The 23,312-nt window shown below is 67.9% G+C and carries 17 protein-coding genes and 1 tRNA gene; 8 read left to right on the top strand and 10 right to left on the bottom strand.

Annotated features, from left to right (window positions below):
- Positions 1 to 77: 77 nt before the first annotated feature.
- The 3 genes from V5F74_RS02165 to V5F74_RS02155 all read left to right on the top strand — a co-directional run bounded on the left by V5F74_RS02165 (position 78) and on the right by V5F74_RS02155 (position 3,051).
- A complete protein-coding gene (locus V5F74_RS02165) occupies positions 78 to 791 on the top strand; it encodes a glutathione binding-like protein (RefSeq protein ID WP_024279463.1) in 714 nt (237 codons plus the stop codon).
- 57 nt (positions 792 to 848) lie between these two features.
- A complete protein-coding gene (locus V5F74_RS02160; RefSeq protein ID WP_029558137.1) occupies positions 849 to 2,816 on the top strand; it encodes a tetratricopeptide repeat protein in 1,968 nt (655 codons plus the stop codon).
- A gap of 143 nt (positions 2,817 to 2,959) precedes the next feature.
- Positions 2,960 to 3,051 (top strand) — tRNA-Ser (locus V5F74_RS02155).
- Between the two features lie 571 nt (positions 3,052 to 3,622).
- Here the strand turns inward: V5F74_RS02155 and V5F74_RS02150 are convergent.
- The 9 genes from V5F74_RS02150 to V5F74_RS02110 all read right to left on the bottom strand — a co-directional run bounded on the left by V5F74_RS02150 (position 3,623) and on the right by V5F74_RS02110 (position 15,704).
- Positions 3,623 to 4,000: a nuclear transport factor 2 family protein gene (locus V5F74_RS02150; RefSeq protein ID WP_029558138.1), complete on the bottom strand. Its 378-nt coding sequence runs from the start codon at positions 3,998 to 4,000 to the stop codon at positions 3,623 to 3,625.
- The gene (locus V5F74_RS02145; RefSeq protein ID WP_029558139.1) at positions 3,997 to 5,316 is read right to left on the bottom strand and encodes a class-III pyridoxal-phosphate-dependent aminotransferase; all 1,320 of its coding nucleotides are present in this window, start codon (positions 5,314 to 5,316) and stop codon (positions 3,997 to 3,999) included. Before V5F74_RS02145 ends, V5F74_RS02150 begins: the two co-directional genes overlap by 4 nt.
- Before the next feature lie 92 nt (positions 5,317 to 5,408).
- Positions 5,409 to 6,917, bottom strand: a complete 1,509-nt coding sequence (pdxR, locus tag V5F74_RS02140) for a MocR-like pyridoxine biosynthesis transcription factor PdxR (protein WP_394006021.1) — start codon at positions 6,915 to 6,917, stop codon at positions 5,409 to 5,411.
- 13 nt (positions 6,918 to 6,930) lie between these two features.
- Entirely contained in the window at positions 6,931 to 8,517 is a 1,587-nt protein-coding gene (locus V5F74_RS02135; RefSeq protein ID WP_394006019.1) for a hydantoinase B/oxoprolinase family protein, read from the bottom strand.
- Complete coding sequence (locus tag V5F74_RS02130) at positions 8,514 to 10,517, bottom strand: hydantoinase/oxoprolinase family protein (protein WP_394006017.1); 2,004 nt, start codon at positions 10,515 to 10,517, stop codon at positions 8,514 to 8,516. The genes V5F74_RS02135 and V5F74_RS02130 overlap by 4 nt, the downstream gene beginning before the upstream one ends.
- A 28-nt stretch (positions 10,518 to 10,545) precedes the next feature.
- On the bottom strand, positions 10,546 to 12,189 hold the full coding sequence (locus tag V5F74_RS02125; RefSeq protein ID WP_394006015.1) for a dipeptide ABC transporter ATP-binding protein: 1,644 nt from the start codon (positions 12,187 to 12,189) through the stop codon (positions 10,546 to 10,548).
- The gene (locus tag V5F74_RS02120; RefSeq protein WP_029558144.1) at positions 12,186 to 13,031 is read right to left on the bottom strand and encodes an ABC transporter permease; all 846 of its coding nucleotides are present in this window, start codon (positions 13,029 to 13,031) and stop codon (positions 12,186 to 12,188) included. Before V5F74_RS02120 ends, V5F74_RS02125 begins: the two co-directional genes overlap by 4 nt.
- Positions 13,028 to 14,059: an ABC transporter permease gene (locus tag V5F74_RS02115; RefSeq protein ID WP_024279444.1), complete on the bottom strand. Its 1,032-nt coding sequence runs from the start codon at positions 14,057 to 14,059 to the stop codon at positions 13,028 to 13,030. The genes V5F74_RS02120 and V5F74_RS02115 overlap by 4 nt, the downstream gene beginning before the upstream one ends.
- A 4-nt stretch (positions 14,060 to 14,063) precedes the next feature.
- Positions 14,064 to 15,704 carry an ABC transporter substrate-binding protein gene (locus V5F74_RS02110; RefSeq protein WP_029558147.1) on the bottom strand — a complete coding sequence of 547 codons (1,641 nt, stop codon included), beginning with the start codon at positions 15,702 to 15,704 and terminating at the stop codon, positions 14,064 to 14,066.
- Between the two features lie 283 nt (positions 15,705 to 15,987).
- Between V5F74_RS02110 and V5F74_RS02105 the strand changes: the two genes are divergently transcribed.
- Both V5F74_RS02105 and V5F74_RS02100 read left to right on the top strand, forming a co-directional pair.
- Entirely contained in the window at positions 15,988 to 16,683 is a 696-nt protein-coding gene (locus tag V5F74_RS02105; RefSeq protein ID WP_374251250.1) for a helix-turn-helix transcriptional regulator, read from the top strand.
- Between the two features lie 66 nt (positions 16,684 to 16,749).
- On the top strand, positions 16,750 to 17,124 hold the full coding sequence (locus tag V5F74_RS02100; RefSeq protein ID WP_029558149.1) for a VOC family protein: 375 nt from the start codon (positions 16,750 to 16,752) through the stop codon (positions 17,122 to 17,124).
- Between the two features lie 11 nt (positions 17,125 to 17,135).
- On the opposite strand, the gene V5F74_RS02095 is transcribed toward V5F74_RS02100, so the two are convergent.
- Positions 17,136 to 18,503, bottom strand: a complete 1,368-nt coding sequence (locus V5F74_RS02095) for an aminotransferase-like domain-containing protein (protein WP_081837850.1) — start codon at positions 18,501 to 18,503, stop codon at positions 17,136 to 17,138.
- A gap of 144 nt (positions 18,504 to 18,647) precedes the next feature.
- On the opposite strand from V5F74_RS02095, the gene V5F74_RS02090 reads away from it, so the two are divergent.
- From V5F74_RS02090 to V5F74_RS02080, 3 genes are all read left to right on the top strand, one after another.
- Positions 18,648 to 19,514 carry a DMT family transporter gene (locus V5F74_RS02090; RefSeq protein WP_394006011.1) on the top strand — a complete coding sequence of 289 codons (867 nt, stop codon included), beginning with the start codon at positions 18,648 to 18,650 and terminating at the stop codon, positions 19,512 to 19,514.
- Between the two features lie 699 nt (positions 19,515 to 20,213).
- On the top strand, positions 20,214 to 21,572 hold the full coding sequence (locus V5F74_RS02085) for a porin (protein ID WP_394006009.1): 1,359 nt from the start codon (positions 20,214 to 20,216) through the stop codon (positions 21,570 to 21,572).
- A gap of 388 nt (positions 21,573 to 21,960) precedes the next feature.
- On the top strand, positions 21,961 to 23,280 hold the full coding sequence (locus V5F74_RS02080) for a porin (protein ID WP_394006007.1): 1,320 nt from the start codon (positions 21,961 to 21,963) through the stop codon (positions 23,278 to 23,280).
- Positions 23,281 to 23,312 lie beyond the last annotated feature (32 nt).

Here is a 23,312-nt window from a genome sequence, read left to right as displayed (position 1 = left end):
GTGGTCCCCCCTTGCCCCGACACCGGGGGGTGTCTACGTCTTACCGAAGCGGCGGCACAGGCCGCAGGGAGGGCATGATGGCCGCAGTCGAGTCTTCGCCGATCGAGCTTTATTACTGGCCGACGCCTAACGGCTACAAAATCAGCATCATGCTTGAGGAGTGCGGGCTTCCCTACACGGTGAAGCTCGTGAACATCGGCAAGGGCGACCAGTTTCAGCCCGACTTCCTCGCCATCTCCCCGAACAACAAGATGCCCGCCATCGTCGATCCCGACGGCCCCGGCGGCGCCCCGATCTCGGTGTTCGAGTCGGGTGCCATTCTCCAGTATCTCGGCCGCAAGACCGGGCAGTTCTATCCCTCCGACGAGCGCAAGCGGGTCGAGGTGGAGCAGTGGCTGTTCTGGCAGATGGGCGGCCTCGGCCCCATGGCCGGGCAGGCGCACCATTTCCGCATCTACGCGCCGGAAAAGATCCCCTATGCGGTCGAGCGATATACCAATGAGGTGCACCGGCTCTACGGCGTCATGAACACGCGCCTGAAGGACCGGGAGTATCTCGCCGGCGACTATTCCATCGCCGACATCGCCTGCATCGGATGGGCCAAGCTGTGGGAGCGGCAGGGCCAGCACATCGAGGAATTTCCCCACCTCAAGGCGTGGCTGGAGCGCGTGCTCGCCCGGCCCGCGGTGCAGCGGGGCCTTGCGGTGAACCAGGAGGAGCGCGCCAAGCACGATCTCTCCAAGGACAAGGAAGCCCAGAGCATCCTGTTCGGCCAGCGCGCCCGCACCTGAGGGCAACCCGGATCGCGCGACCTCGCGGACGTACCACACACGCCATTGGGGGGCGCGATGCAGAAGGATTTCCGGGCCGACCTCGCGCGCGCTGGGGCGTTGCATCGGGAGGGGCGCCTCGATCAGGCGATCCCCATCTACCGTGCGATCCTGCGCGACGCGCCAAATTCCTTCGAGGTCGCGCGCCTGCTCACGCTGGCGCTTCTCCAGTCCGGCCGGTCCAAGGAAGCCCATGCGGTCGCGCGCAAGGCGCGGGACGGCCACAAGTCCAATCCGCACGCCCAGCTCATCATGGGCGCGGTCTACCAGGCCGAGGAGAAGTGGGACCGCGCCCTCGGCGCGTTCGAGAAATCGGCTGAACTCGATCCGGGCCTCTCGGAGGCCCACTATCTCGCGGCCAACACACTGGCGCGGCTCGATCGCCTCGAAGAGGCGGTGGCCCGCTATGACCGGGTTCTGGAGATCGACGCAAAATCGGTCGAGGCACGGGCCAACCGCTCGGTTGCCTTGCAGCGGCTCGGCCGGGCGGAGGCCGCGCTGAAGGATCTCGACATCCTCATCTCCCAGCGTCCGGGCGAGGCGCGATTCTGGACGGACAAGGCGTCGACGCTCTTTGCGCTCGATCGCCAGAGCGAGGCGGCCAATGCCGCGACGCAGGCGATCCGGCTCGCCCCGAGGGCAGGGGAGGGCTATGTCATCAAGGGCCGGAGCCTCATGGCCAGCGGGCAGCTGCGCGAGGCGCGCGACTGCTTTCTCGCGGCCTTGGAGCGAGACCCCAAGGACATGAAGGCGCGCGAAGTGCTCGTTTTCGTGCTGCGGCATCTGGAGGAGTTTCCCGCCGCCCTCGCGCAGTGCGACCTCGCGCTCGCGCAATCGCCCGAGGCGGCTCTTTTCCGCGAGCACCGGGCCGAGGTGCTCCGGGCGGAAGGCGATTTCGCCGGTGCGCTGGCCGATGTGGAGCGCGCCATCGCCATCGATCCCCGCCTTGCGCCGGCTCATGTGACGCGCGCCCGGCTGTTCGCCGATCTCGGCCGGACGGAGGAGATCCGTCCGGCCCTGGACGCAGCCCTTGAAGTGGATCCGCAGGAGCCCAACGGCCGGTTCATGACCGCGGCCGACGAACTCGCGCGGGGGCGCTGGGAGCGGGGATGGGCCGCCTACGAATCGCGCGAGCACCTTCTGCCGCCGCCCTACCGGCCGCTGGATTTCATCCGGTGGGACGGGCAGGAGAGGCCGGAATTGCTGGTGGTTGTCGGCGAACAGGGCATCGGAGATGAGCTGCTTTTCGGCCGGCTGGTGCGGTTGCTGGCCGACGGCGGCATCCGCACGGTGCTGCTGACGCGTCCCGGGCTGGTGCCGCTGATGCGGAACCTCGACGCGCGCGTGACCGTGGTGGGCAACCTCTCGGAGATCGACACCACGCAGCCGGGCGTGCGCTGGATTCCAGCCGGCAGTCTGCCGCTCCTGCTCCAGCCGGATCCCACGAAATGGCCGTCGGCGCCTTATCTCACGGCACCGGCCGATCGCATCGCGAAGTGGAGATGGGTGCGGGAGGAGGGGACGTTTACGATCGGCATCAACTGGCAGGGCAACCCGTCGCGCGCTGTCGACGTGGGTCGCTCCATTCCATTGGCGGCGTTCGAGCCGCTGGCCAGACTGCCGGGCGTCCGTCTGGTGAGCCTCCAGCATGGAGAGGGCACCGAGCAGCTTCGGCAGGTACCGTTTGCCGACTCGATCTTCCAGCTTGGCAACGGCTTTAACGCGGACGGTATTTTCCTCGATACGGTCGGCGTGCTCCACCACCTCGATCTGGTCGTCTCAAGCGACACGGCGCTGATCCATCTCTGCGGTGCGCGGGCCTTCCCTGCATTTGCGGCTTTGCGGGCTGTGCCCGACTGGCGCTGGGGATATTCCGGCGAACGCAGTGTGTTCTTTCCCAGCGTGCGCCTGTTCCGGCAGACCCAAGCGGGAGACTGGGGAGGGGTATTCGACGCATTGGCGGCCGAGATTCGCGCCATGGTGTGAGTCCCCGTCCCTTGCACCCTTCGGGCCGCCCAAGTCGCAAGCGTTCCGGTGCAGCCCCGCACGTTTGACGGGGAGAAGCTCGCATGCCGGTAGCCGGCACGCCTTGCAAAGGTCGCAGCGGTCCGGCATAGGAGGGGAGCGCTGGAGACGTGGCCGAGAGGCTGAAGGCACTCGTTTGCTAAATGAGCAGACCCCCAAAAGGGTCTCGAGGGTTCGAATCCCTCCGTCTCCGCCATTTCATTCCCCGCGTCGGCACTGGCTTTTGCTCCATCCACCGACGCTGGCGGCTGAAATCCCGTTCCCATGATTCGCACCTTGCCCTCGGCAATTCGAGGCCATGCGCGAATGCGCACGGATGGTCCGGGCTGTCGCACCCGCCGTGAATGCGGATGCGACAGGGCGTAGCCTTGGCGGATTGCTCAATATCTGCGGGGTGACGGCTTTGCTCGGCACCCTCGGCGCTCGGCCTGAGCGAGCGGACGAGCAACCCAACATTGGAGAGCGGGCGCCCCAAGTCGGGGGAGGCAGCTCTCGCGAGCATATGCGCAGGGATATCGCCCGTCGGGTGTTGTTGCAGCGGCAGAAGCCTGTCCTTGACCGTCTGCAACAGCGCACGTGGGCGTGAGGGGAGCCACGCCCAACCCGATCAACAACAGATGCGCCGGCGGGAGCATCAGCTCCGCCGGCGATTCAATCTTGAAGATGGCCTGGGGGCGGCCCTGCGAACGCCTCGACCTGGCGCGGGATCGACGCGGCTCACCGCATCACGCCGGCATCGAACGGGGCGCCGCCCCCTCTCGTCCGTCCTACGCGCTGGCGAGCGGGTCGTAAGCCCAGGCCTTGCAGACGATCTTCCAGCCGTCGGCATACTTCACCAGCAGCAGGTCATCGACGAAGCGGTTGGGCAGCAGGGCGTCGCGCACACGCACATGGGCGGTGGAGGGGCTGGTCAGCGTCACGGCGATCACTTCGTCATGGCGCGGGTCGTTGCGGGAGGCCGGGGCGGCTCGTCCCGCCACCCGCTCCATATAGGCGTCCATACCCAGCGCTGCGGTGTTCCCACCCTCGGACGAGAAGAGCTGCGCCTGCGGATGAAACGCCTTCCGGAAGCCTTCGACGCTGCCGAAGTAAAGCGCGTCGAAATAGCCCTGCACCGTGGCGAGAATGTTTTCGATCTCGTTCATCCCCGAGCGCCTTCCATTGTCATGTTGTGCTCGCGATCCGCGAGGCAGAGGTTTTCATCGAGGATGCCAAGAAGCGTCTCGGCTTCCTGCTCCGAGATGATGAGGGGCGGCGCGAGGAAGAGGGACACCTGCTCCCCGCTGGTGCCGATCACCGCGCCCTGGGCGAGCGCGCCCGCCGCGACCCGAGAGGCGATGGGAGCCTCAACCGTGTCGGCCCGCCAGTCGCGCCAGTCGGGGCCGAACAGTTCGATGGTCCAGTGGAGCCCCTGTCCGGCAACCCGCGCGACGCTGGGATGGCGGCCGGCGATCTCGCGCAGGCGGCGGGCGAAGAGCGTCTCCAGCGCCGCGACGCGGGCCAGCAGGTCTTCCTCCACCAGGATGTCCAGATAGGCGGACACGGCAGCCATGGCCATGGGATGGCCGCGCAAGGTGCCGTAATTCTGCCAGCTCCTGCCGTCCAGCTCGGCCAGCACATCCTTGGAGAGGATGATGGCCGCAACCGGCGCCATGCCGCCGCCGAGGCCCTTGCCCAGCGTCACGATATCCGGCCGGCTCTGGCCTCCGGTGAAGGCGAAGGTGCGGCCGGCGCGGCCGAGGCCCGTCACCACTTCGTCGGCGATCCACAGCGCGCCGTTGCGGCGTGCCAAGTCGGCCATCGCATCCTGGTAGGCGGCGTCATGGTAGAAGCCGCCCTGGGTATAGTCGATGATCACGGCGGCCGACTGGGCCAGCTTGCCGGCCTCGCCCGCGAGGCGTTCGGCCGTAGAGCCCGCAGACGGGGTGGCATCGGCGAGATAGAGCGCGCCGTCGGGGGCGGGCAGTACGTGCACCTGGGCGCCGGGCGGGGGCACCTTGGTCTCGCCTGGAGCGGCGAGGCCGCCATGCCAGTGCGGCTGCACAGTGACGTCGCGGCTCAGGCCGACAAGGCCGTGGTAGGCACGCTCGCGGGTGGCGATGGCCTTTCTTCCCGTCAGGGCCTGCGATAGGGAGAGGGCGAGGTCGTTGGCCTCGCTGCCGCTCAGGCAGAAGCGGACCGCGCCCGCCCAGTGCGCCTCCTCGCTCAGCCCCACCTCGAAGAGGCGCTCGGCGGCAGCGTCCCGCCCGCGCCAGTTCCAGCCCTCGCTCACCATGGGCAGGGTGGCGGCCTCGCGCAGCGCAGCCGCCATGCGCGGATGGCCATGGCCCAGAGGGCCGCCGGTATTGCTGCCGTCGAGAACCTTGCGTCCGTCGCTGAGGTGGAAATAGACGCCTTCGCCCCCCACCACCAGCGGCGCGGCTGAGCCAGCGTTAAGACCCGTCCGAAGCAGCCTGCTCATTGCGCGTTCCTTACCCGTCATGGGAGCGAACCTAGGAAGGGGCGCTGGATCGCGACAGCTCCAGTTTCAGGGATAATCGGTGAGCCAGAATCCTAGGCCGGAAAGAGAGCGGCGACGGCGGAGAGCTTGTTGAACGCCTCCTCCTTGGGGAGCCGTCCATAGCCGATGATGAGGCCCTGACGGTCCGCCGGCCCCACGTAGCATTGGGAGAGGGGCTGCACGAAATGACCGGTCCCCAGGCTGCGGCGCGAAATGTCCGTGTCGCTGATGCGGTCCGCAAGGCCCGGACGGAACTGTGCCGTCAGGTGCAGGCCGGCGGGGAGCGAGGCGATTTCCACCTTGTCGCCCAGCAGCGCATCGACAGCGTCGATCACCGCCTTCTGCCGTTCCCCGTAGACCTTGCGCATGCGTCTGAGGTAGCGCAGCAGGTGGCCTTCGCGCAGGAACCGCACCAGGGCGAGCTGGGCCGTACCTGCGGGATGGACGTCCACCCGCGCGCGCCCCCGGCCGAAGGCGTCGACAAAGCGCGGGCTCGCAACCAGATAGCCCATGCGCAGGCTCGGCAGCATGACCTTGGAAAACGTCCCGAGATAGACCACCCGCCCCGAGCGATCGAGCGACTTGAGGGAGGCCGTCATGCTGCCGCGGTGGCGGAATTCCGAATTGTAGTCGTCCTCGATGATCCAGCTACCCTGCCGGTTGGCCCATTCCAGCAGCGCCTGCCGCCGCTCCAGCGCCATGGGCACGCCGAGGGGAAACTGGTGCGAGGGCGTCACCACGGCCACCTTGGCGTTGGGCGCGCGGCGGATGCCTTCCTCCACCACCAGCCCCTTGTCGTCCACGGGTACGGGCACCAGCTTCGCGCCGGCAGCCTTCAGGCTCCAGCGGGCCTCGATGAAGCCGGGTTCCTCCACCCACACCTCGTCGCCGGGATTGAGCAGCATCCGGCTGCACAGGTTGAGCGCGCCGGAGCTGGCAGAGGTGATGACCACCTCATCGGGCTGGCACAGCAGGCCGCGCACCGCGCCGAGATATTCCGCCGTCGCCTCGCGCAGCGGTCCCCAGCCGAGCGGCGACATGTCGATGCAGGCCGAGGCGGGCGGGTTCGCCCAGCTCTGGCGCAGCATGCGTGACCAGACCTCGAACGGGAAGGTGGAGAGGTCCGGGGCGCCGGGGCTGAAGGGCGAGCCGAGATCGAACTCGTAGCCGGTCTCCAGCACTGCCAGCCACGCGTCGGACAGCCAGTCCCCGTCGACCCCGGCTTCGGCGACCGGCACGGCCGCACCCGAGGACTTGGCCACGGCCGCGACCTCGACGCCGCCACGCGGCACCGAGCGCAGGTAGCCTTCCGAATACAGAAGGTCGAACGCGGTGAGGACGATGGCGCGCGAGCACCCCAGCTCCTCCGCGAGCGTACGCGACCCGGCCAGCCGCGTGCCGGCCTTGAGCCGGCCGTCCAGGACCTGATTGCGCAGATGGGCGGCGACCTGCTGGTAGAGCGGCAGGTCGGAACTCCGGTCCAGGCCGAGCCCCGCCATGGAAATGCGACGCCCGGCGGCAGCAGGCCCGGCGGCGCGGCGTTCCCTGGGGTGGCTCGGCACCGTTACGCGCTCCTCAGCTCGAAGGCGGGGGCGCCCCGAATCCTCCCCCGCCGCATCCCTCTATGGTGACGAGATCGCCCGCCTCAAGCAGAAGGTTGGCTTTGCCCGGCAGGGCCGAGACGACCCCGCCGCGCTCGAGGGTGATGACATAGGGCGCGCCCGCTTCTCCCCCTTGCAGGCCATAGGGCGGAATCTTCGTGCGCTCCACGCAGGTGGTCAACCACATGGAGGGCGCCAGCACCCGGTAGCTGCGCACAATGCCGTCGCCGCCCACGTGCCGTCCCTTTCCGCCGGCGCCCCGGCGGATGGACTGGCGTTCCACGCGGATGGCGTAGTTGGCCTCGATCACCTCGGCCGGAGTGTTGGAGGTGTTGGCGAGGTGCACGCGCGTGGCCGGCGCCCCATCGCGGTCGTGCCGCGCACCTTCGCCGCCGCCATGGACCTCGTAGAGCATCCGCCAGCTCTCGTCCGGCAGGGGCTCGGCGAAGGCGAGGAGGCCGGAGGTGGCGGGGCCACCCGCCGAAAGACGTTCGGGGATGACGTTCTCCATGGCCCGGAACACCGCATCCACGACCCGCATGGAGGTCTCGTGGTTGCCGGCCGCCACCGCCGCCTTCCAGCCCGGCTCCAGGATGGAGCCCGGCCGGGTGAGAATGGTGAGCGGTCGCAGGGCGCCGGCATTCTGCTGCATGTCCCGCCCGCTCAGGATGCGCGCCGCGTAGACCACGGCGGAGCGGGCGATGAAGGGCGTGGTGTTGCAGAAGGTGGCGACGCGGTCGGCGGAGCCGGAGAGGTCGAACGTGGCCTCGTCGCCGCGAATCTCGATGCGCACATGGATGCGCGAGGGGGCGTCGTCCGGCCCGCCGTCATCGAGGAAATCCTCGCCCTCATAGGTGCCGTCCGGCAGGTCGGCGATGGCCGCCCGCATCTCGGCTTCGGAGAGGTCGTGGAGGCGCGCCATCGCGGCGACGAAGGTGTCGGTGCCGTGCTGCGCGCACATTTCGTGGATGCGCCGCTCGGCCGCGCTGGTGGCAGCGAGCTGCGCCAGCAGGTCGCCCTCGCACGACACTGGGTCGCGGACATTGGCGAGGATGAAGTCGAGCACCGGACGGTTGACGCCGTCCGTGTTGGCGATCAGCAGCGGCGGAATGCGGATGGCTTCCTGGAAGGTGTCCACCGCCTTCGCCAGATAGCTGCCCGGCCAGGTGCCGCCCACATCAGGCCAATGGGCAAGGCTCAGGGCGAACGCCACCAGCCGGCCGTCCACGAACACGGGGCGGGCGACCTTCACGTCGTTGAGGTGATTTCCGCCGAGCGCGCCCACGTTGTAGACGATGGCATCGCCCTCCCGCATGGTCGCTGCGGGATAGACCTTCAAGAGTTCCGGGACCGTGTAGCACATGGCGCCGAGATGGATGGGGATGTCCCGGCCCTGTCCCACGAGGCCGCCGGCCGCATCCATGATGGCGGACGAAAGATCGCCGGCCTCCCGCAGCAGCGGCGAGCGCGCGGAGCGGGTCATGACGAGGCTCATCTCTTCCGCCGCTGCCGAAAGGCCGTGGCGGATCACTTCGACGACGAAGGGGTCCAGGGTGCTCATGCTGCGCTCCGCGTCATGAAGAGATTGCCGAGATCGTCGGGGCGAACCTGCCAGCCGGGCGGCACCACCACGGTGGACCACGCATCCTCGATGATGGCCGGGCCATGGACCGCGCCGGACAAGGTCTCGCGCGGCAGGATGGACGTCTCGACGGGGCCGTAGGCGTCGAACACGCACAGGCGTGTGCGCGCCGTCCCCTGCGCGCGGCCCACGTCCGGACGCGAGAAGGGAACCGACGAGGGCTTCAGCGCCTGGATGCGGAGGGCTTCGATGACGCACGCCTCGTCCGTCGCGTAGCCGAAAAGGTCGCGGTGGCGGCGATGGAAGTCGGCCTCGAGCCGCGCAAGGTCCAGCGGCATCGCGAAGGGGATGGGAATGCTGTCGCTCTGGGCGCTGTAGCGCATCAGCGCCACATGCTCCACGGCGATCTCCTCCCGCGCGATGCCGTTGGCCAGCAGCGGCCCGGTCGCTTCGCCCGACAGCTCCGCGACCCGCGCCGCGAAGGCCGCGTGCGGGAAGTCGGCGAGCGGCATCCGCACCGTGCCCTGCTGGAGGAAGGAGAAGTCGGCCGTCAGGCAGCCAAGCGCCGAGAACGCGCTGGAGGCGGCTGGCACAATGATTTCCGAGAGGCCGTACATGTCGGCGAGACCCGCCGCATGCATGGGGCCGCCGCCGCCGAAGGCCAGGAGGGTGCAGTCGCGCCCGTCCACGCCCCGCTCGACCGTCACGCGCCGCAAGGCCCGCGCCATGGCGGCACCCGCCACCTTGACGATGCCCAGCGCGGTCTCGGTGATGCCCAAGCCCAGTTCGGCGGCGATGGGCGCGATGACCCGCCGCGCCGCCTCCACGTCGATCTGGATGGTGTCGCCGAGCCGCGCCTCGGGATCGAGATAGCCGAGCACTGCATTGGCGTCAGTGATGGTGGGCCGGTCGCCGCCGCGCCCGTAGCAGGCCGGCCCGGGCATGGAGCCCGCGCTCTTCGGGCCGACCGCGAGGCCGCCCGGTCCGAGCGTAACGATGGAGCCGCCGCCTGCGCCGATGGAATGCACCGCGAGCATGGGCTGGCGCAGGGGGCGGCCGCCCATCATGCGGGTGTCGGTCATCTCGGCGGCGCCATCGACGATCAGGCAGACGTCGGTGGTGGTGCCGCCCATGTCGAAGGTGAGCACGCGCGGCCGGTCGAGGGTGCGGGCGATGCGGGCGGAGGCGGACACGCCGGCGGCGGGGCCGGACATGGCCATCACCAGCGGCCGGCGCTTGACCGCCGGCACGGGCACCATGGCGCCGGCCGAATGGAACACCTGCAAGCCCGCGCCGATGGGCAAGCGACGCTCCAGCTCGGTGAGATATTCCACGGCGATGGGCATGGCCGCCGCGTTGAAGGCCGTGGAGGAGGCACGCTCGTACTCGCGCGCCTCGGGATTGATCTCGTGCGACACGCAGACGTGGGGAACCACGCCTTCGATGGCCGCCGCGATCTGCTTTTCATGCTCCGGGTTGGCATAGGAATGCAGCAGGCAGATCGCGACGCTCTCCACCTTGTTCTCCACGAGCCACGCCTTGAGGCGCTCGATCTCGGCCGCGTCCAGGGCCTCGATCACCTTGCCGGTGGGGTCGAGGCGCTCGCGGATGCCGAAGCACAGGCTCGCCGGCACCAGCGGCAGCGCCTTGGGCCGGATGTCGAGGCGGTAGAGTTCCTCGCGACGGTAGCGGGCGATTTCCAGCACGTCCTCGAAGCCGGCCGTCGCCACCAGCGCCACCCGCGGCAGCCGCTCCTCCACCAGCGCATTGGTGACACGGGTGGTGCCATGGACGAAGCGGCGCACCGCCTCCGGCGCGACGCCTACCGCCGCCAGGGCTTCCAGCATGGCGGTGACCGGCGCGTCGGGTCGGGAAGGAACCTTGGCGATCCGCGTCTCATTGGTGTCGGGCCTGACGGCGATGATATCGGTGAAGGTGCCGCCGATGTCTGTGCCGATGTCCCATAGCCTCGTCGTCACGTCGGTTCTCTCCTGCCTCGCCACGGCCTCAGGCGGTGGCGGTCTGCACGGGTTCGAAATGGGGGATGGCGCCGAGCAGGTCGCGGGTGTAGGCGGCCTGCGGATTGCGGAAGAGGGCGTGGCTTTCCCCCTCTTCAACGATGCGCCCGTGACGCATGACGATGGTGCGCTCGCACATCATCCGCACCACGTTGAGGTCGTGGCTGACGAAGAGGAACGAGAGTCCTTCGTCATGCCGCAGATCGTCGAGCAGTTTCAGCACCACCGCCTGAACGGAAACGTCGAGGGCCGCCGTGGGCTCGTCCAGCACCAAGAGGCGCGGCTCAACCGCAATGGCGCGGGCGATGCCGATGCGGGCCTTCTGGCCGCCGGACAGCTGATGGGGAAAGCGCGTCAGCAGGTCGCGCGACAGGCCGCAGCGTTCGGCCACCTCTTCCACCCGCCGTTTCACCTGCGCGGCGTCGGTGAGCTTGGCGAGGCGCCGCACCGGCCGGGCGATGCATTCGAAGGCTGTGAAGCGGGGATTGAGGCTCTCGTGCGGGTCCTGGAACACGATCTGGATCTCGCGCCGCCAGGGGGAGTCGTGGAACGTCCGCAGAGGGATGGCGCCGATGTCCACCCCATCGAACATGATCCGTCCGCCGTCCGCATCGGCGAGGCGGCAGACGATGCGCGAGAGGGTGCTCTTGCCCGAGCCGGATTCGCCCACCAGGCCGAGACTCTCGCCGGCTTTCAGGGTGAGGGAGACATCCTCCACCGCCAGCGTGCTGTCGAAGCGCTTCACGATGTTCGAGACATCGAGCAGCACCCGCGCCTCGCGGGGGGCCCTCGGGGCCGCGCGCGGGGCGCGTGGTGCTTCGCCCACCAGTTCTTCGACGGTGGAGGTCGGCGTGGGGGAGGCGGCCACCAGCCTGCGGGTATAGGGATGGGAGGGATGTCGGAAGATGTCGACAGCAGGGGCGGCTTCCACCACGCGGCCCTGCTGCATCACCATCACATCCCGACAATAGCTGGCGGCCAGCCCCAGATCGTGGGTGATGAGGATGAGCGCCATGCCGCGCTCCGCGGTGAGCCCGGCGATGAGATCCATCACCGTCTTCTGGGTGGTGACGTCGAGGCCTGTGGTCGGTTCGTCGGCGATGAGCAGGGAGGGGTTGCAGGCGATGGCCATGGCGATCATCACCCGCTGGCACATGCCCCCCGACAGCTCCGCCGGATAGGCGTCGAACCGCTTGTCCGCATCGCGGATGCGGACCGCTTCCAGCAGCTCCAGCGCGCGGGCCCGCAGCACCGCCTTGGGCAGGTTTTCATGGGCGGCGATCGCGTCCATGACCTGCAGGCCGATGGAGCGGATGGGGTTGAGGGCGGTGCGCGGGCTCTGGAACACCATGGAGATGGCGGCCCCGCGCAGGGCCTTCATGCGCGCCGGATCGGCGCGGGTGATGTCCTCGCCCCGGAACAGGATGCGCCCCTTGGGGATGCGCGCGGCCCGATCCAGGAGCTGCGTCACCGCATAGGCGGTGACCGATTTGCCAGAGCCGCTCTCGCCCACCACCGCGAGCGTGCCGCCCGGCGCGAGCGTGAGGTCGATGCCGCGCACCGCTTCCACCAGTCCCTCGCGGGTGCTGAAGGCGACGTGCAGGTTCTGGATGTCGAGGAGGGGGCCGCTCACGTGCGCATCCTTGGATCGAGGATGTCGCGCAGGCCGTCACCGAGCAGGTTGAAGCACAGCACGGCCAGCATCAGCGCAAGGCCGGGAAAGGCCACCAGCCACCATTGGCCGTTGCCAATGAAGCGGGCGCCTTCGGCCACCATGATCCCCCACTCCGGGGTCGGGGCCTGTACCCCGAGGCCGAGGAAGGACAGGCCCGCCGCGTTCAGGATGGCCCAGCCGAGATTGAGCGAGATCTGCACCGCCATGGCCGGCAGGATGTTGGGCAGCAGATATGCGAGCACGATGGTGACGTGGCTTTCTCCGCCGGCACGGGCGGCCTCCACCCAGCCGGCATGGCGGCGCACGTTCACCTCGGCGCGGGCGAAGCGGATGTAGAAGGGCAGGTTGATGAGGGCGGTGGCGATGACGATGTTCTCCACCCGGTTGCCGAGCGCGGCCACCAGAGCCATGGCCAGGACGAACAGGGGAAAGGCCATCAGAACGTCCACCAGACGCCCGACATACCGGTCGATGCGGCCGCCGGCATAGCCGCACAGGGCGCCGATGGTGGCACCTGCCACGAACGACAGGAGCACCGCGGAGACGGCGATGCCGAGATCGAGCCGCGTGGCGGCGATCAGGCGGCTGAAGATGTCACGGCCCAATTGGTCGGTGCCCGCCCAATGGGCCGCGGAGGGCGGCTGGAGCGCGGCGGGGACGTTGGAGGCGATGGGATCATAAGGGGTGATCCACGGCGCGAGGATGGCGATGGTGACGAGCATCAGGGCGCCCGCCGCCGCGCCGGCCGTCACCGGGTTGCCGCGCAGCACCCATCCGGCATGGCGAAGCGTGGCGCTCATTTCAGGGAGATCCGCGGATCGACGATGCCGTAGAGGACATCGATGGTGAGATTGACCATCACGAAGATGACCGCGATGAGCAGCACGAAGCCCTGCACCGGCGCATAGTCCGAGGCCAGCAGCGCGTCGAGCGCGTAGGAGCCGATGCCCGGCCAGGAAAACACTTTTTCGACCAGCACGTTGGCGCCGAGCATGGTGGAAAAGACGATGCCGATGATGGTCAGCACCGGCAGCAGGGCGTTCCTGAGCGCATAGACCACGACCACCCGCCAGTCCGACATGCCCACCGAGCGCGCGGTGCGGATGAAGTCCGAGCCGAGCACCGCCAGCAGGGAGGCCCGTGTCATGCGCGCCAACGGCGCGAGCACGAAAAGCGCCATGGTGCAGGCCGGCAGGATCAACTGCCCGAAGGCCGCCTTCCAGCCCGCCAGATCCCCCACCAGGAGGAAGTCGACCAGCAGGAAGCCGGTGATCCCCGGCGGCGGGGCCGCGAAGATGTCGATGCGCCCCGTCGGGTCCGGCGCGAGGCCGAGCAGATAGTAGAAGACGTAGATCAGCAGCAGGCCGGTGACGAAGGTCGGCACGCACACGCCGAGGGTGCAGAGGAAGCGCACCCCGTGATCGATGAGCGAGTTCGGCCGCAGCGCCGCGACGATGCCGAGCGGCAGGGCCAGCGCCAGAGCCAGCACCAGCGCAAACAGCGTCAGCTCCAGCGAGGCGGGCATGCGCTCTGCGAGATCGGCGATCACCGGCTGGCCGGTGGTCATGGACTGGCCGAGATTGCCACGGGCCAGATCGCCCACATAGCGCAGGAACTGCTCGGGAATGGGCCGGTCGAGGCCCATCGTCTCGCGGATCTGGGCCATCTCGGCCTGTCCGGCATTCGGCCCGGAGGCGAAGAACGCCGCCGGGTCGCCCGGCAGGACGCGCATCAGCAGGAAGGTGAACAGGACCACCCCGAAGAGCGCCGGCAGGGAGGCGAGAAGATGCCTCCCCACCCTGCGACCGATGTTGAGCAGCGTGGACATGCCCTCAGGCCCTGCGCAGGTCTCGGTAATCCACCTGCCCATGGAACCAGTAGGTGTAGCCGTCGATGACCGGCGCCATCACCGCGTCCTGGTTGGGCTGCCAGACCATGATCATGGGCACGTCGCGGGCCACGATGTCGACCATCTGGCGACAGGTCGCCTCATAGGCGGCCGCGTCGGCCTCGAAGCGCGCGGCCTGGGCCAGCGCGTCCAGCTTCGGGTTGGAGAAGCCGCTGAAGTTCCAGCGGTGGTCGCCGGTGAAATAGTTGCGCAGGAAATAGTCCGGCGCCGGCAGCCAGGCCGTCCCCGCCGAAATGAAGAACGGCACCCGCCGCTCCACTTCCATGCTGGCCATCTGGGCGGGGGGCAGCTTCTGGATGGAGACATCCACGCCGATGGCTCCGAGGGCTTCACGGATCAGCGTGGCCATGGGCTCGGCGACGGCGGCGACGCCCGCCGAGAACGAGAAGGTGGTCTTGAACCCGTCAGGGAAGCCGGCTTCCGCCAGCAGTGCCTTGGCCTTGGCGGCGTCGGTCCTGAAGGGCAGGGGCTGGGGGAAGGCGCCGTTCGGCGCGTCGGTCCACGTGGCGCCGAACAGGGGGCGGCCCCGGCGGAACAGCGCGGCCTCGAACATGGCCTCGTAGGGAAGCGCCGCCGCGACCGCGGCCCGCACCTTGGGATTGTCGAACGGCGCCATGCGCGTGTTGAACACGATGGCGGTGAAGCCGTTGATCTGCGGCGTCGCCACCAGCTTGATCTTGCCGCGGGCCTCCAGCGCGCTGATGTCGCTGGACTGGAGATCGATGGCGATGTCCGCGTCGCCGCGCTCAAGAAGGTTCGCGCGGGTGGCGGCTTCCGGGACGGTCTGGGCGATCACCCGCTTGAAGTAGGGCAGCGCGCCGCCGGCACCATTCTTCCACGCCTCGTTGCGCTTCAGGATGGTCTGCTGGCCGGACTTGTACTGCTCCACCATGTAGGCGCCGCCGCCGGCGGTGTTTTCCTTGAGCCAGTTCTGCGCCCACGGATCATCCGCAGTGGCGTTGCGGCGCGCCAGCGTGCTGTTGAACATGGGCGAGAGCGGCACAGCGAGATTGGCGAGCGCGAGCCGGTCGGGCCGGTCGAGGGAGACCTCGACCACACCCTCGCCGACCACCTTGAACTGCTCCGGCTTCGTCAGCGAGCCGGTGGCGATCTGCCCCGCCGCGAGGGACTTGGCGGAAACGGCCCGATCAAGCGACCATTTCACGTCCTCGGCCGTGACCGGTGCGCCATCGTGCCAGGTGGCGCCCTTGCGCAGGTGGAAGGTGAAGGTGCGCCCGTCGGCCGAGCGGTCGATCTTCTCCGCCAGCTCGCCGCGGATGTTGTCGAAGTCGAAGACCCAGGAGCCGTTGACCTGCTTGCGGCCATAGGAGGCCAGGCGATCATACACGGCGGTGGAGAGGCCGAAGGATTCGCGCGTGGCGCCCGGCGTGGTCGGGTCCAGGGTGTTCACCGTGCCGGCGAGCACATGGCGCAGGGTCTCGGCGCGGGTCTGTGCCTGCGCGGCATCAAGACGCCCGAACGCACCCAGGGCTCCTCCGGCTGCGGACGCGAGTACGGCTTTCAGGCCCTGCCTTCTGGTGAAGGCGAAGCGATCGAAACTCATGGTCCAGACCCCTCTGGTCGGAAGGAAGGTTCGACGTCATTCGACGTTCGGATCTTTTTCTGGCTCAGACCATGACAGCTCTACGGCTAATCGATAGGTCCAGAATTGGCTCAAAAGAATGTGCCAGATTGACCGATGCCGTGAGCCAGCAATGGACCCTCGGCACTAAAACAGCCTCGGCCAAGGTGAAATTTGATGGCGGATCCACAACCCTTTGCGCGTTGGGGCCGGCATGGCCAACCTGCCACTTTCTGGCAGCAGCCGGCGGTGTAGACTTGCGGGCATGTCCCGTTCGGAACGCCTCCTCGATCTCCTCCACGCTTTGCGGCGCCATCGTCGCCCGGTGAGCGGCAAGGTTCTGGCGGATGAGGTCGGCGTCAGCATCCGCACCCTCTACCGCGACATCGCCAGCCTCCAGGCGCAGGGCGCGACCATCGAGGGAGAGCCCGGCGTCGGCTATGTCCTGAAGCCCGGCTTCTTCCTGCCGCCGCTGATGTTTTCGACGGAGGAGATCGAGGCGCTCGTCCTCGGCTCCCGCTGGGTGGCGGAGCGGGCGGACGGCCACCTGCGCGATGCGGCCCTGAGCGCGCTGGCGCGCATCGCCGCCGTGCTGCCGCCTGACCTGCGGGACGAACTGGACGCGTCGTCCCTGCTGATCGCCCCGGGTGCGGATATTCCAGCCGACGCAATCGATCCTGCCGTTCTGCGAAAGGCGATCAGGACGGAACGCAAGCTGTCGATGTCCTATCGCGACGGCTCGGGTGCGCCGTCGCAGCGTGTCGTCTGGCCGTTCGCGCTGGCCTTCTTTGATCATGTGCGCGTGCTGCTGGGGTGGTGCGAGCTGCGCCAGGACTTCCGCTCCTTCCGCACCGACCGCATCGCCGTCGCTGACCTGCTGGAGGAGCGCTATCCCGCGCGCCGTCAGGCGCTGTTGAAGCAATGGCGGATCGCGCAGAAAAAGGACCGCCCGGACGCGTGATGCTGCCGGAATCTGGCAGTGGTGAACACTAGGGTCTCGCCTGTCCATCACGACAGGAACCCGCAAATGGCCAGCAAGAACAACATTCTCCTTTACGTCGCCGATGCGTCGGCGAGCGCCGCCTTCTACGCGACGCTCCTTGGAACGCAGCCCGTCGAGGCGAGCCCGACCTTCGCCATGTTCATCCTTCCGTCCGGCCTGGGCCTGGGCCTGTGGGGACGTAGCGGCGTGACGCCTGCGCCGATCGCCGCCGGCGGAGGCTGTGAAATCGGCTTCAAGGTGGATGCGCCCGAAGCGGTCGATGCGAGGCACGCCGAATGGCTGGCCAGGGGCGCGGCGATCGCGCTGCCGCCCATCGACCTCGAATTTGGCCGAAGCTTCGTCGCGCTCGATCCGGACGGGCACCGTCTGCGCGTCTATGCCCTGAACGAGGAGATGTAGGCGCGCCCGGCTCACCCCATGGCCCGTGCCAGCGCCGCGAGAACACGCGGATCGCTCATCTGCGCTACGTTGAAGCGCAGGAAGGCACCGGCGGTCTGGGCCACGCTGAAGACGTTGCCGGGGGCGAGGATCACCCCTTCTCCCCGGCAGCGTGCCGCGATCATCGCGGACTCAAGCCCCTCCGGCAGGCGGCACCAGAGATAGAAGCCGCCACGCGGCATCAGCCACGGGACAATGCCGAGCCGGCCGAGTTGTTCGGCCGCCGCCAGCCGGGCGCGCGTCAGGCGGTGACGCACCTCCTCCATGTGCTTGCGATAGCCGCCGCCGGTCAGGATGCCCGCCACCAGCTCGCCCGCCACGGGACTGACGGCGCCAAAGCTGGTGGCAATCTGCAGGTCGCTCAACGCCTCGATCCATTCCGGCCGTGCCGCGATGTAGCCGCAGCGGATGGCCGAGGAGAGGGTCTTGGAGAAGCTACCGATGCGGATCACCCGGCTCAGCCCGTCGAGGATGGCGAGGCGGGGGGAGGGGGCCGGCTCGAAATCAGCGAAGATGTCGTCTTCTACGATGGTGAGTCCGCGCGCCTGCGCGAGGGTCAGGACACGGTGGGCCGTCTGGGGGGAGAGGGTGGCGCCGGTCGGATTCTGGAGCGCGGAGTTGGTGATGTAGAGGCGGGGCGATTCTTCCGCGAGGACCTGCTCGAAGGCGGCAAGATCCGGCCCCGCGGGCGTCATGGGCACGCCGATGACGCGGACGGAGTGGGCACGCAGCAGCGCATGGAAATTGAAATAGCAGGGGTCGTCCACCAGCACGGCATCGCCCGGCCGCAGCAGCAGCCGGCAGACGAGATCGATGGCCTGCGTGCCCGAACCGGTGAGCATCACCTGGTCGAGCGTTGCACCGATGCCCTCCTCGGCGAACCGCCCGAGCAGCAGCCGGCGCAACGCCAGCGGGCCGCGCGTGCTGCCATATTCCGTAAGCAGCGCGCCGTCTGCGCGGGCGAGCGTTCGCAGACCTTTCCGCAGGGCGGCGACGGGCATCCAGTCGTCCGGCAGCCAGCCGCAGCCGGGCTTGAGCACGGACGGCCCGGCATCGAGCGACTGCTTCGACACCCAGAAGGGGTCGATATCGGGCGCGCGCGGCGCATCCGCCTGGCCCAGCGCCATCAGCGGCGGATCGCGCGGTGGCAGGCCCGCGCCCGTCACGTAGAAGCCCGAGCCTCGGCGCGCGCGGATGACACCTTCCGCTTCCAGCCGGTCATAGGCCTCCACCACCGTGGAAGGAGAGACGCCCATCGCCGTGGCGAAGCGGCGGACCGACGGCAGCCGGTCGCCGGGCGTAAGGGCGCCGCCTGCGATGCGGCGCCAAATCTCCGCCATCAGGGCCTCGGTGCGCGTCGTGGCGAGCTTTGGCAAGGCCACTGTTTGGCTCCGTGGACTCATACAGTTTGGCAGAATTGTATGTGAGTGTGGCTGTCTCCGCCACCGGCGCAGGCGTATCGCGGGCCGCGAAAGCGAGGCACCATGGAACGCAATGCAGCCGGCTGGGGCAGTGGATTTCTCGGCGTCGTCATCTTCAGTGGCTCGTTGCCGGCGACGCGGCTCGCCGTCGCCGACTTCTCGCCGCTCTTCCTCACCTCCGCGCGCGCCGTCATCGCCGCGCTCATCGCCGGGGTATTTCTGGCGGCACATCGCCAGGTGCGGCCGGCCGCGGGCGACCTTCTCTCTCTCGCCATCGTCGCCGTCGGCGTGGTGGTCGGGTTTCCGCTGCTTACCGGACTGGCGCTGCAGCACATCATGGCGGCGCACTCCATCGTCTTCATCGGCCTGCTGCCGCTCGCGACCGCCATCTTCGGCGTGCTCCGCGGCGGCGAGCGTCCGAAGCCGGCGTTCTGGCTGTTCTCCTGCGTCGGAGCGGCGACCGTGGCGGGCTTTGCCCTGTCACGCAGTGCGGACGGTTCCCTGTCGGGAGACCTGCTGATGATCGGCGCCGTCGTGCTCTGCGGGCTCGGCTATGCCGAGGGCGCGACGCTGTCGCGGCGCCTGGGCGGCTGGCAGGTCATCTCATGGGCGCTGCTGCTGGCGCTGCCATTCATGGCGGCGATCGCCCTGACGGTCCGTCCCGATGGCTGGGCGGGAATCGGGCTGCCGGCCTGGGCGGGTCTCGCCTACGTCTCGGTGTTCAGCATGCTGGTGGGATTCGTCTTCTGGTATCGCGGCCTCGCACTGGGCGGAATCGCCGGGGTCGGGCAGTTGCAGCTGCTGCAGCCCTTCCTCGGGCTGATGCTGGCGGCTGCGGTACTCGGGGAGAGCATCGCCTGGCCCATGCTCGCCGCCACCGGTGTGGTGGTGCTGTGCGTGGCCGGCGCCCGGCATTTCGCCCACCGCTGAAGGGCTGGGCGAACCGGGCCTCGCGATTCGAGCCGGGCTGCCATAAGGGAAACCCTTGCACGGTATGGTGCGGCGGCGAAAACGGTTGCCGCAATCGCAGGGCACCCGCCCCATCCGTCGTCACCACGACCGGGGCCGCGCGAGGGTCCGGAGCCGGCTCGGCGGTCCAAGACGGCGGCACCATGGTGGGTTTCCCCGCCGGAGAGAACGGGCGGCCTCAATGGTCCAGTTCAAGCACGCGGCGGAACCGGGTGTTGCAAAAATACACAATTTTTATCAATGGCTTAACCCTAATCATCCCCCGCAGCCCCTGGCCCGGGGTTTGGTATCAAGGTAGGCCATCACCCAGCGTGCCATTCCTGCAACACCCGCTGGAAAAGCACCCTCGCGAGGCCGTGAACGGCGTGGTTTGGATTGATCACAGGTTGGCCTTTTGTATGTTGGCTTTGCGACGAAGGGGGGCAGTCCCCGGTCGACCGGTCCGTGTTCGGGGGGTCTGAACGCGGAATGGGAATCGGGGCAAGAACCCTCTCGGGGTGCAGCCGCACCGGCGAAGCGGAACTCGCTCCCTCGGAACCAAACTTGGAGGTCACGATGAAGATGGTGAAGAGCCTTCTCCTCGGCAGCGCGGCGGGTCTCGTCGCGGTCGCTGGAGCCCAGGCCGCCGACCTGCCTGTCAAGGCAAAGCCGGTTGAATACGTGAAGGTCTGCTCTGCCTACGGCGCGGGCTACTTCTACATCCCCGGCACCGACACCTGCATCAAGATCGGCGGCTACGCCCGCTTCGATACTTATGTGAACTCCGTCGGCACCTTCAACCCGGCCATCTCCTCCAACACCGGCACCTACTTCAACGGTCCTGGCGTTGGCACTTTCGCCTATCCCTTCAAGGATGGTGATGATCCGGATTACCTGACCCGCGTCCGCGGCGTCGTCGACTTCGACGCCCGCACCCAGACCGATTACGGCACGCTCCGCTCCTACGTGCGCTTCGGCGCCGAGTGGAACTCGTCTTCGGGCGCTGGCGTCGGTCCGGCGAACAACCTCTACTTCGAGCGCGCGTTCATCCAGTTCTCGGGCTTCACGTTCGGTTACACCCAGTCGTTCTTCGACACGGGCGTCGGCTACATGCTGACCACCCCGTATGCGGGTTCGAACATGTGGAACACCGTGCTGGCCTACACCGCGCAGTTCGGCAACGGCTTCTCGGCGACCCTGTCGGTTGAAGACGCCGCGAACCGTACGACCGGCGTGCAGATGACCGGCTCGACCTTCCAGCCGGTGTTCAACGTCACGACCGGCGCGACCGGCCTGACCTACACCAACTACCAGGGCGGTCAGCAGGCTCCCGACATCGTCGCGAACCTGCGCTATGATGGCGCCTGGGGCATGGTTCAGCTGTCTGGCGCTCTGCATCAGGTCGTGACCTCGCTGCCGCTCTATGCCGGCTTCTTCCCGGGCATGGGCACCACCAACCAGTGGGGCTGGGCTCTCGGCGGCAGCGCCGAGTTCAAGCTCCCCATGCTTGCCGCCGGCGACAGCCTCTACCTGCAGGCCAACTACGAGCAGGGCGCTGCGTCCTACATCGGCCTGTCCGGCACCGCGCAGGGTCGTTCCACCTCGGTCGGTTCCATCAGCCTGACCCAGGTTGGTGGCTCGCTGATCCCGTCGGGCGCCTTCTACACCGTGGCTGACGCCGTGGCCGACCTCTTCGGTCAGCCCGCGCTCACCACCGGCTGGGCCATCCAGGGCCAGTTCCGCCACTACTGGACCCCCGGCCTGCGGTCGGCGATCTACGCTGGCTACCTGTCCTACTCGGTGCCGACCAACATCGTCGCCGCCCAGGACTTCAACATGTGGCAGGTGGGTTTCAACACCATCTGGTCGCCTGTTAAGAACCTCGATATCGGCGCGGAAATTCTGTACACCAAGGTTGACGGTTCCGTGCCGCTCAACAACTACGCTTCGGTCAACGCTGCCGGCAATCCCCAGGGTTCGCTGGTTGGCGGCTCCACCGACATCGTGTCGGGCGGCATCCGCGTGCAGCGCAACTTCTGATCCTTCGCGATCGGACGAAGAACCCCGGTGGGCAACCACCGGGGTTTTTCTTTGTCTGCACTCCTGCACCCTGCAGGAGCTTTTTGTTTTCGTGATCCCGTACGACATTCATTCGAGATCAGGTCGCGCCCTACAGTGCGCGTCGATTTGCTGGCCGCGCCACCAAGTTCTGGCGCCCGCATGATTTCGGCATCGCTCGAATCTACTTCACGTTATGCTGCGCTTGAGCGATGAGCGGATCGCGGCGCGGTGTTTTCATTTTGCCGCTTCCAGCGCCGACCGCGCGAGTTGTTCCGTGAGTGCCATCTAGAGGTGGCAACGGAGGATTTGCGCGTCTGCGCACGTTGAGCCCGCTGCTGGCCGCTTGTGAGTACCGCGAGAGGGGTGGATGCCGGTCGCCCGCGCCATCGTAATGCGCTGTCTCCCCTGCCTGATCCTTCTCGGAGCGGTCGGCGGGATCGTGGCCGGTTGGGCGCAGGGGCAGGCGGCGGCCGCGGACTTGCTCTCGCCCCCTGCAGCCGGCGGTCGCGTGAGGGCCTGCACGGCACAAGGACCGGGGTTTTTCTTCATCCCGGGCACAGACACCTGCCTGCGTATCGGCGGATACCTTTGGGGCGAGGGTTATTACAACACCTATTCCGCCTTCCCGCCGAATTACGACAAGACATATTCGATCGCCACGGGCGCCCTCATCATCGATACCCGTACTGACACGGAATATGGTGTCGTTCGAAGCTATTTCGAAACCCGCTACCAGTGGCGCACGTCCGACCCCTGGTCGGATGGCCCGAACACACCGACCGGGAAGCAATCCGCCCAGCTCGACCTGCGCGACATCTACGTGCAGTTCGCCGGCTTCACCGTCGGCCACACCCAGTCGTTCTTTGATTTCTATGGCAACGCCAACGTGTTCGGCACAGATGCCGCCACCATTGGCGATGATACCCGCCTGAACCTGATCGCCTACACCTACGAGCTCTCGCGGAGCCTCAGCACCACCCTCGCCCTGGAAGACGCGGCGGACCGTCAGAGCGGAATTCTTGCCCGCGGCCCCAGCCTCTTCGGCCCGGGTGACTATCAGGCCGGGGTAGGGGCTCCGGACGTGGTGGCCAACCTGAAGTCACAGGCGTCCTGGGGCAACCTGCAACTGTCCGGCGCCTTGCATCAGGTCAGCGCGACCACGCTGGATACGCCCCTCGCCACGGTGAACGGCGGCTGGGGCTATGCGCTTCAGGCGGGCGCCATGTTCAACCTGCCCGCGTTCGGCGAGGGCGACACGCTCTATCTCCAGGCGGCATACGCGAAGGGCGCCACCTCCTATCTGGGGCTGCAGGATCCATCCGGGGCCTACGACCCGCCGGACGCCTTCCTCGGTGCCTTCGGTGAGGTGCACAAGGTGTCCGGCTGGAGCGCCACGGCCTCGTTCCTGCACAATTGGAACGAGCGTTGGAGTTCGGCCCTTTTCGGCGGCTATGCAGCCTACGACTTCAACAATACTGGCGTGCAGGCCTCATACGGCGCATCCGGTGGCACGAACCTCAATGTCGGCGGCTACCTGGCCTTCACGCCCGTGAAGCAATTCACCATTGCCCTGCAATACGATTACAATTCCAATGCCGCGACGAACTACAGGCTAACGCCCTTCTCGCCGGCGCAATCTTCGGTGGGGGCGCAACAGGTGCTGCTGTTCATCTCCCGCGATTTCTGAGGGCGTCCGGCACGCAGCCTCGCCCCTCTAAT

It is taken from the genome of Xanthobacter aminoxidans, assembly GCF_043193615.1.
Classification (GTDB): domain Bacteria; phylum Pseudomonadota; class Alphaproteobacteria; order Rhizobiales; family Xanthobacteraceae; genus Xanthobacter; species Xanthobacter aminoxidans.
This window is presented reverse-complemented; position numbering and strand designations above follow the sequence as displayed.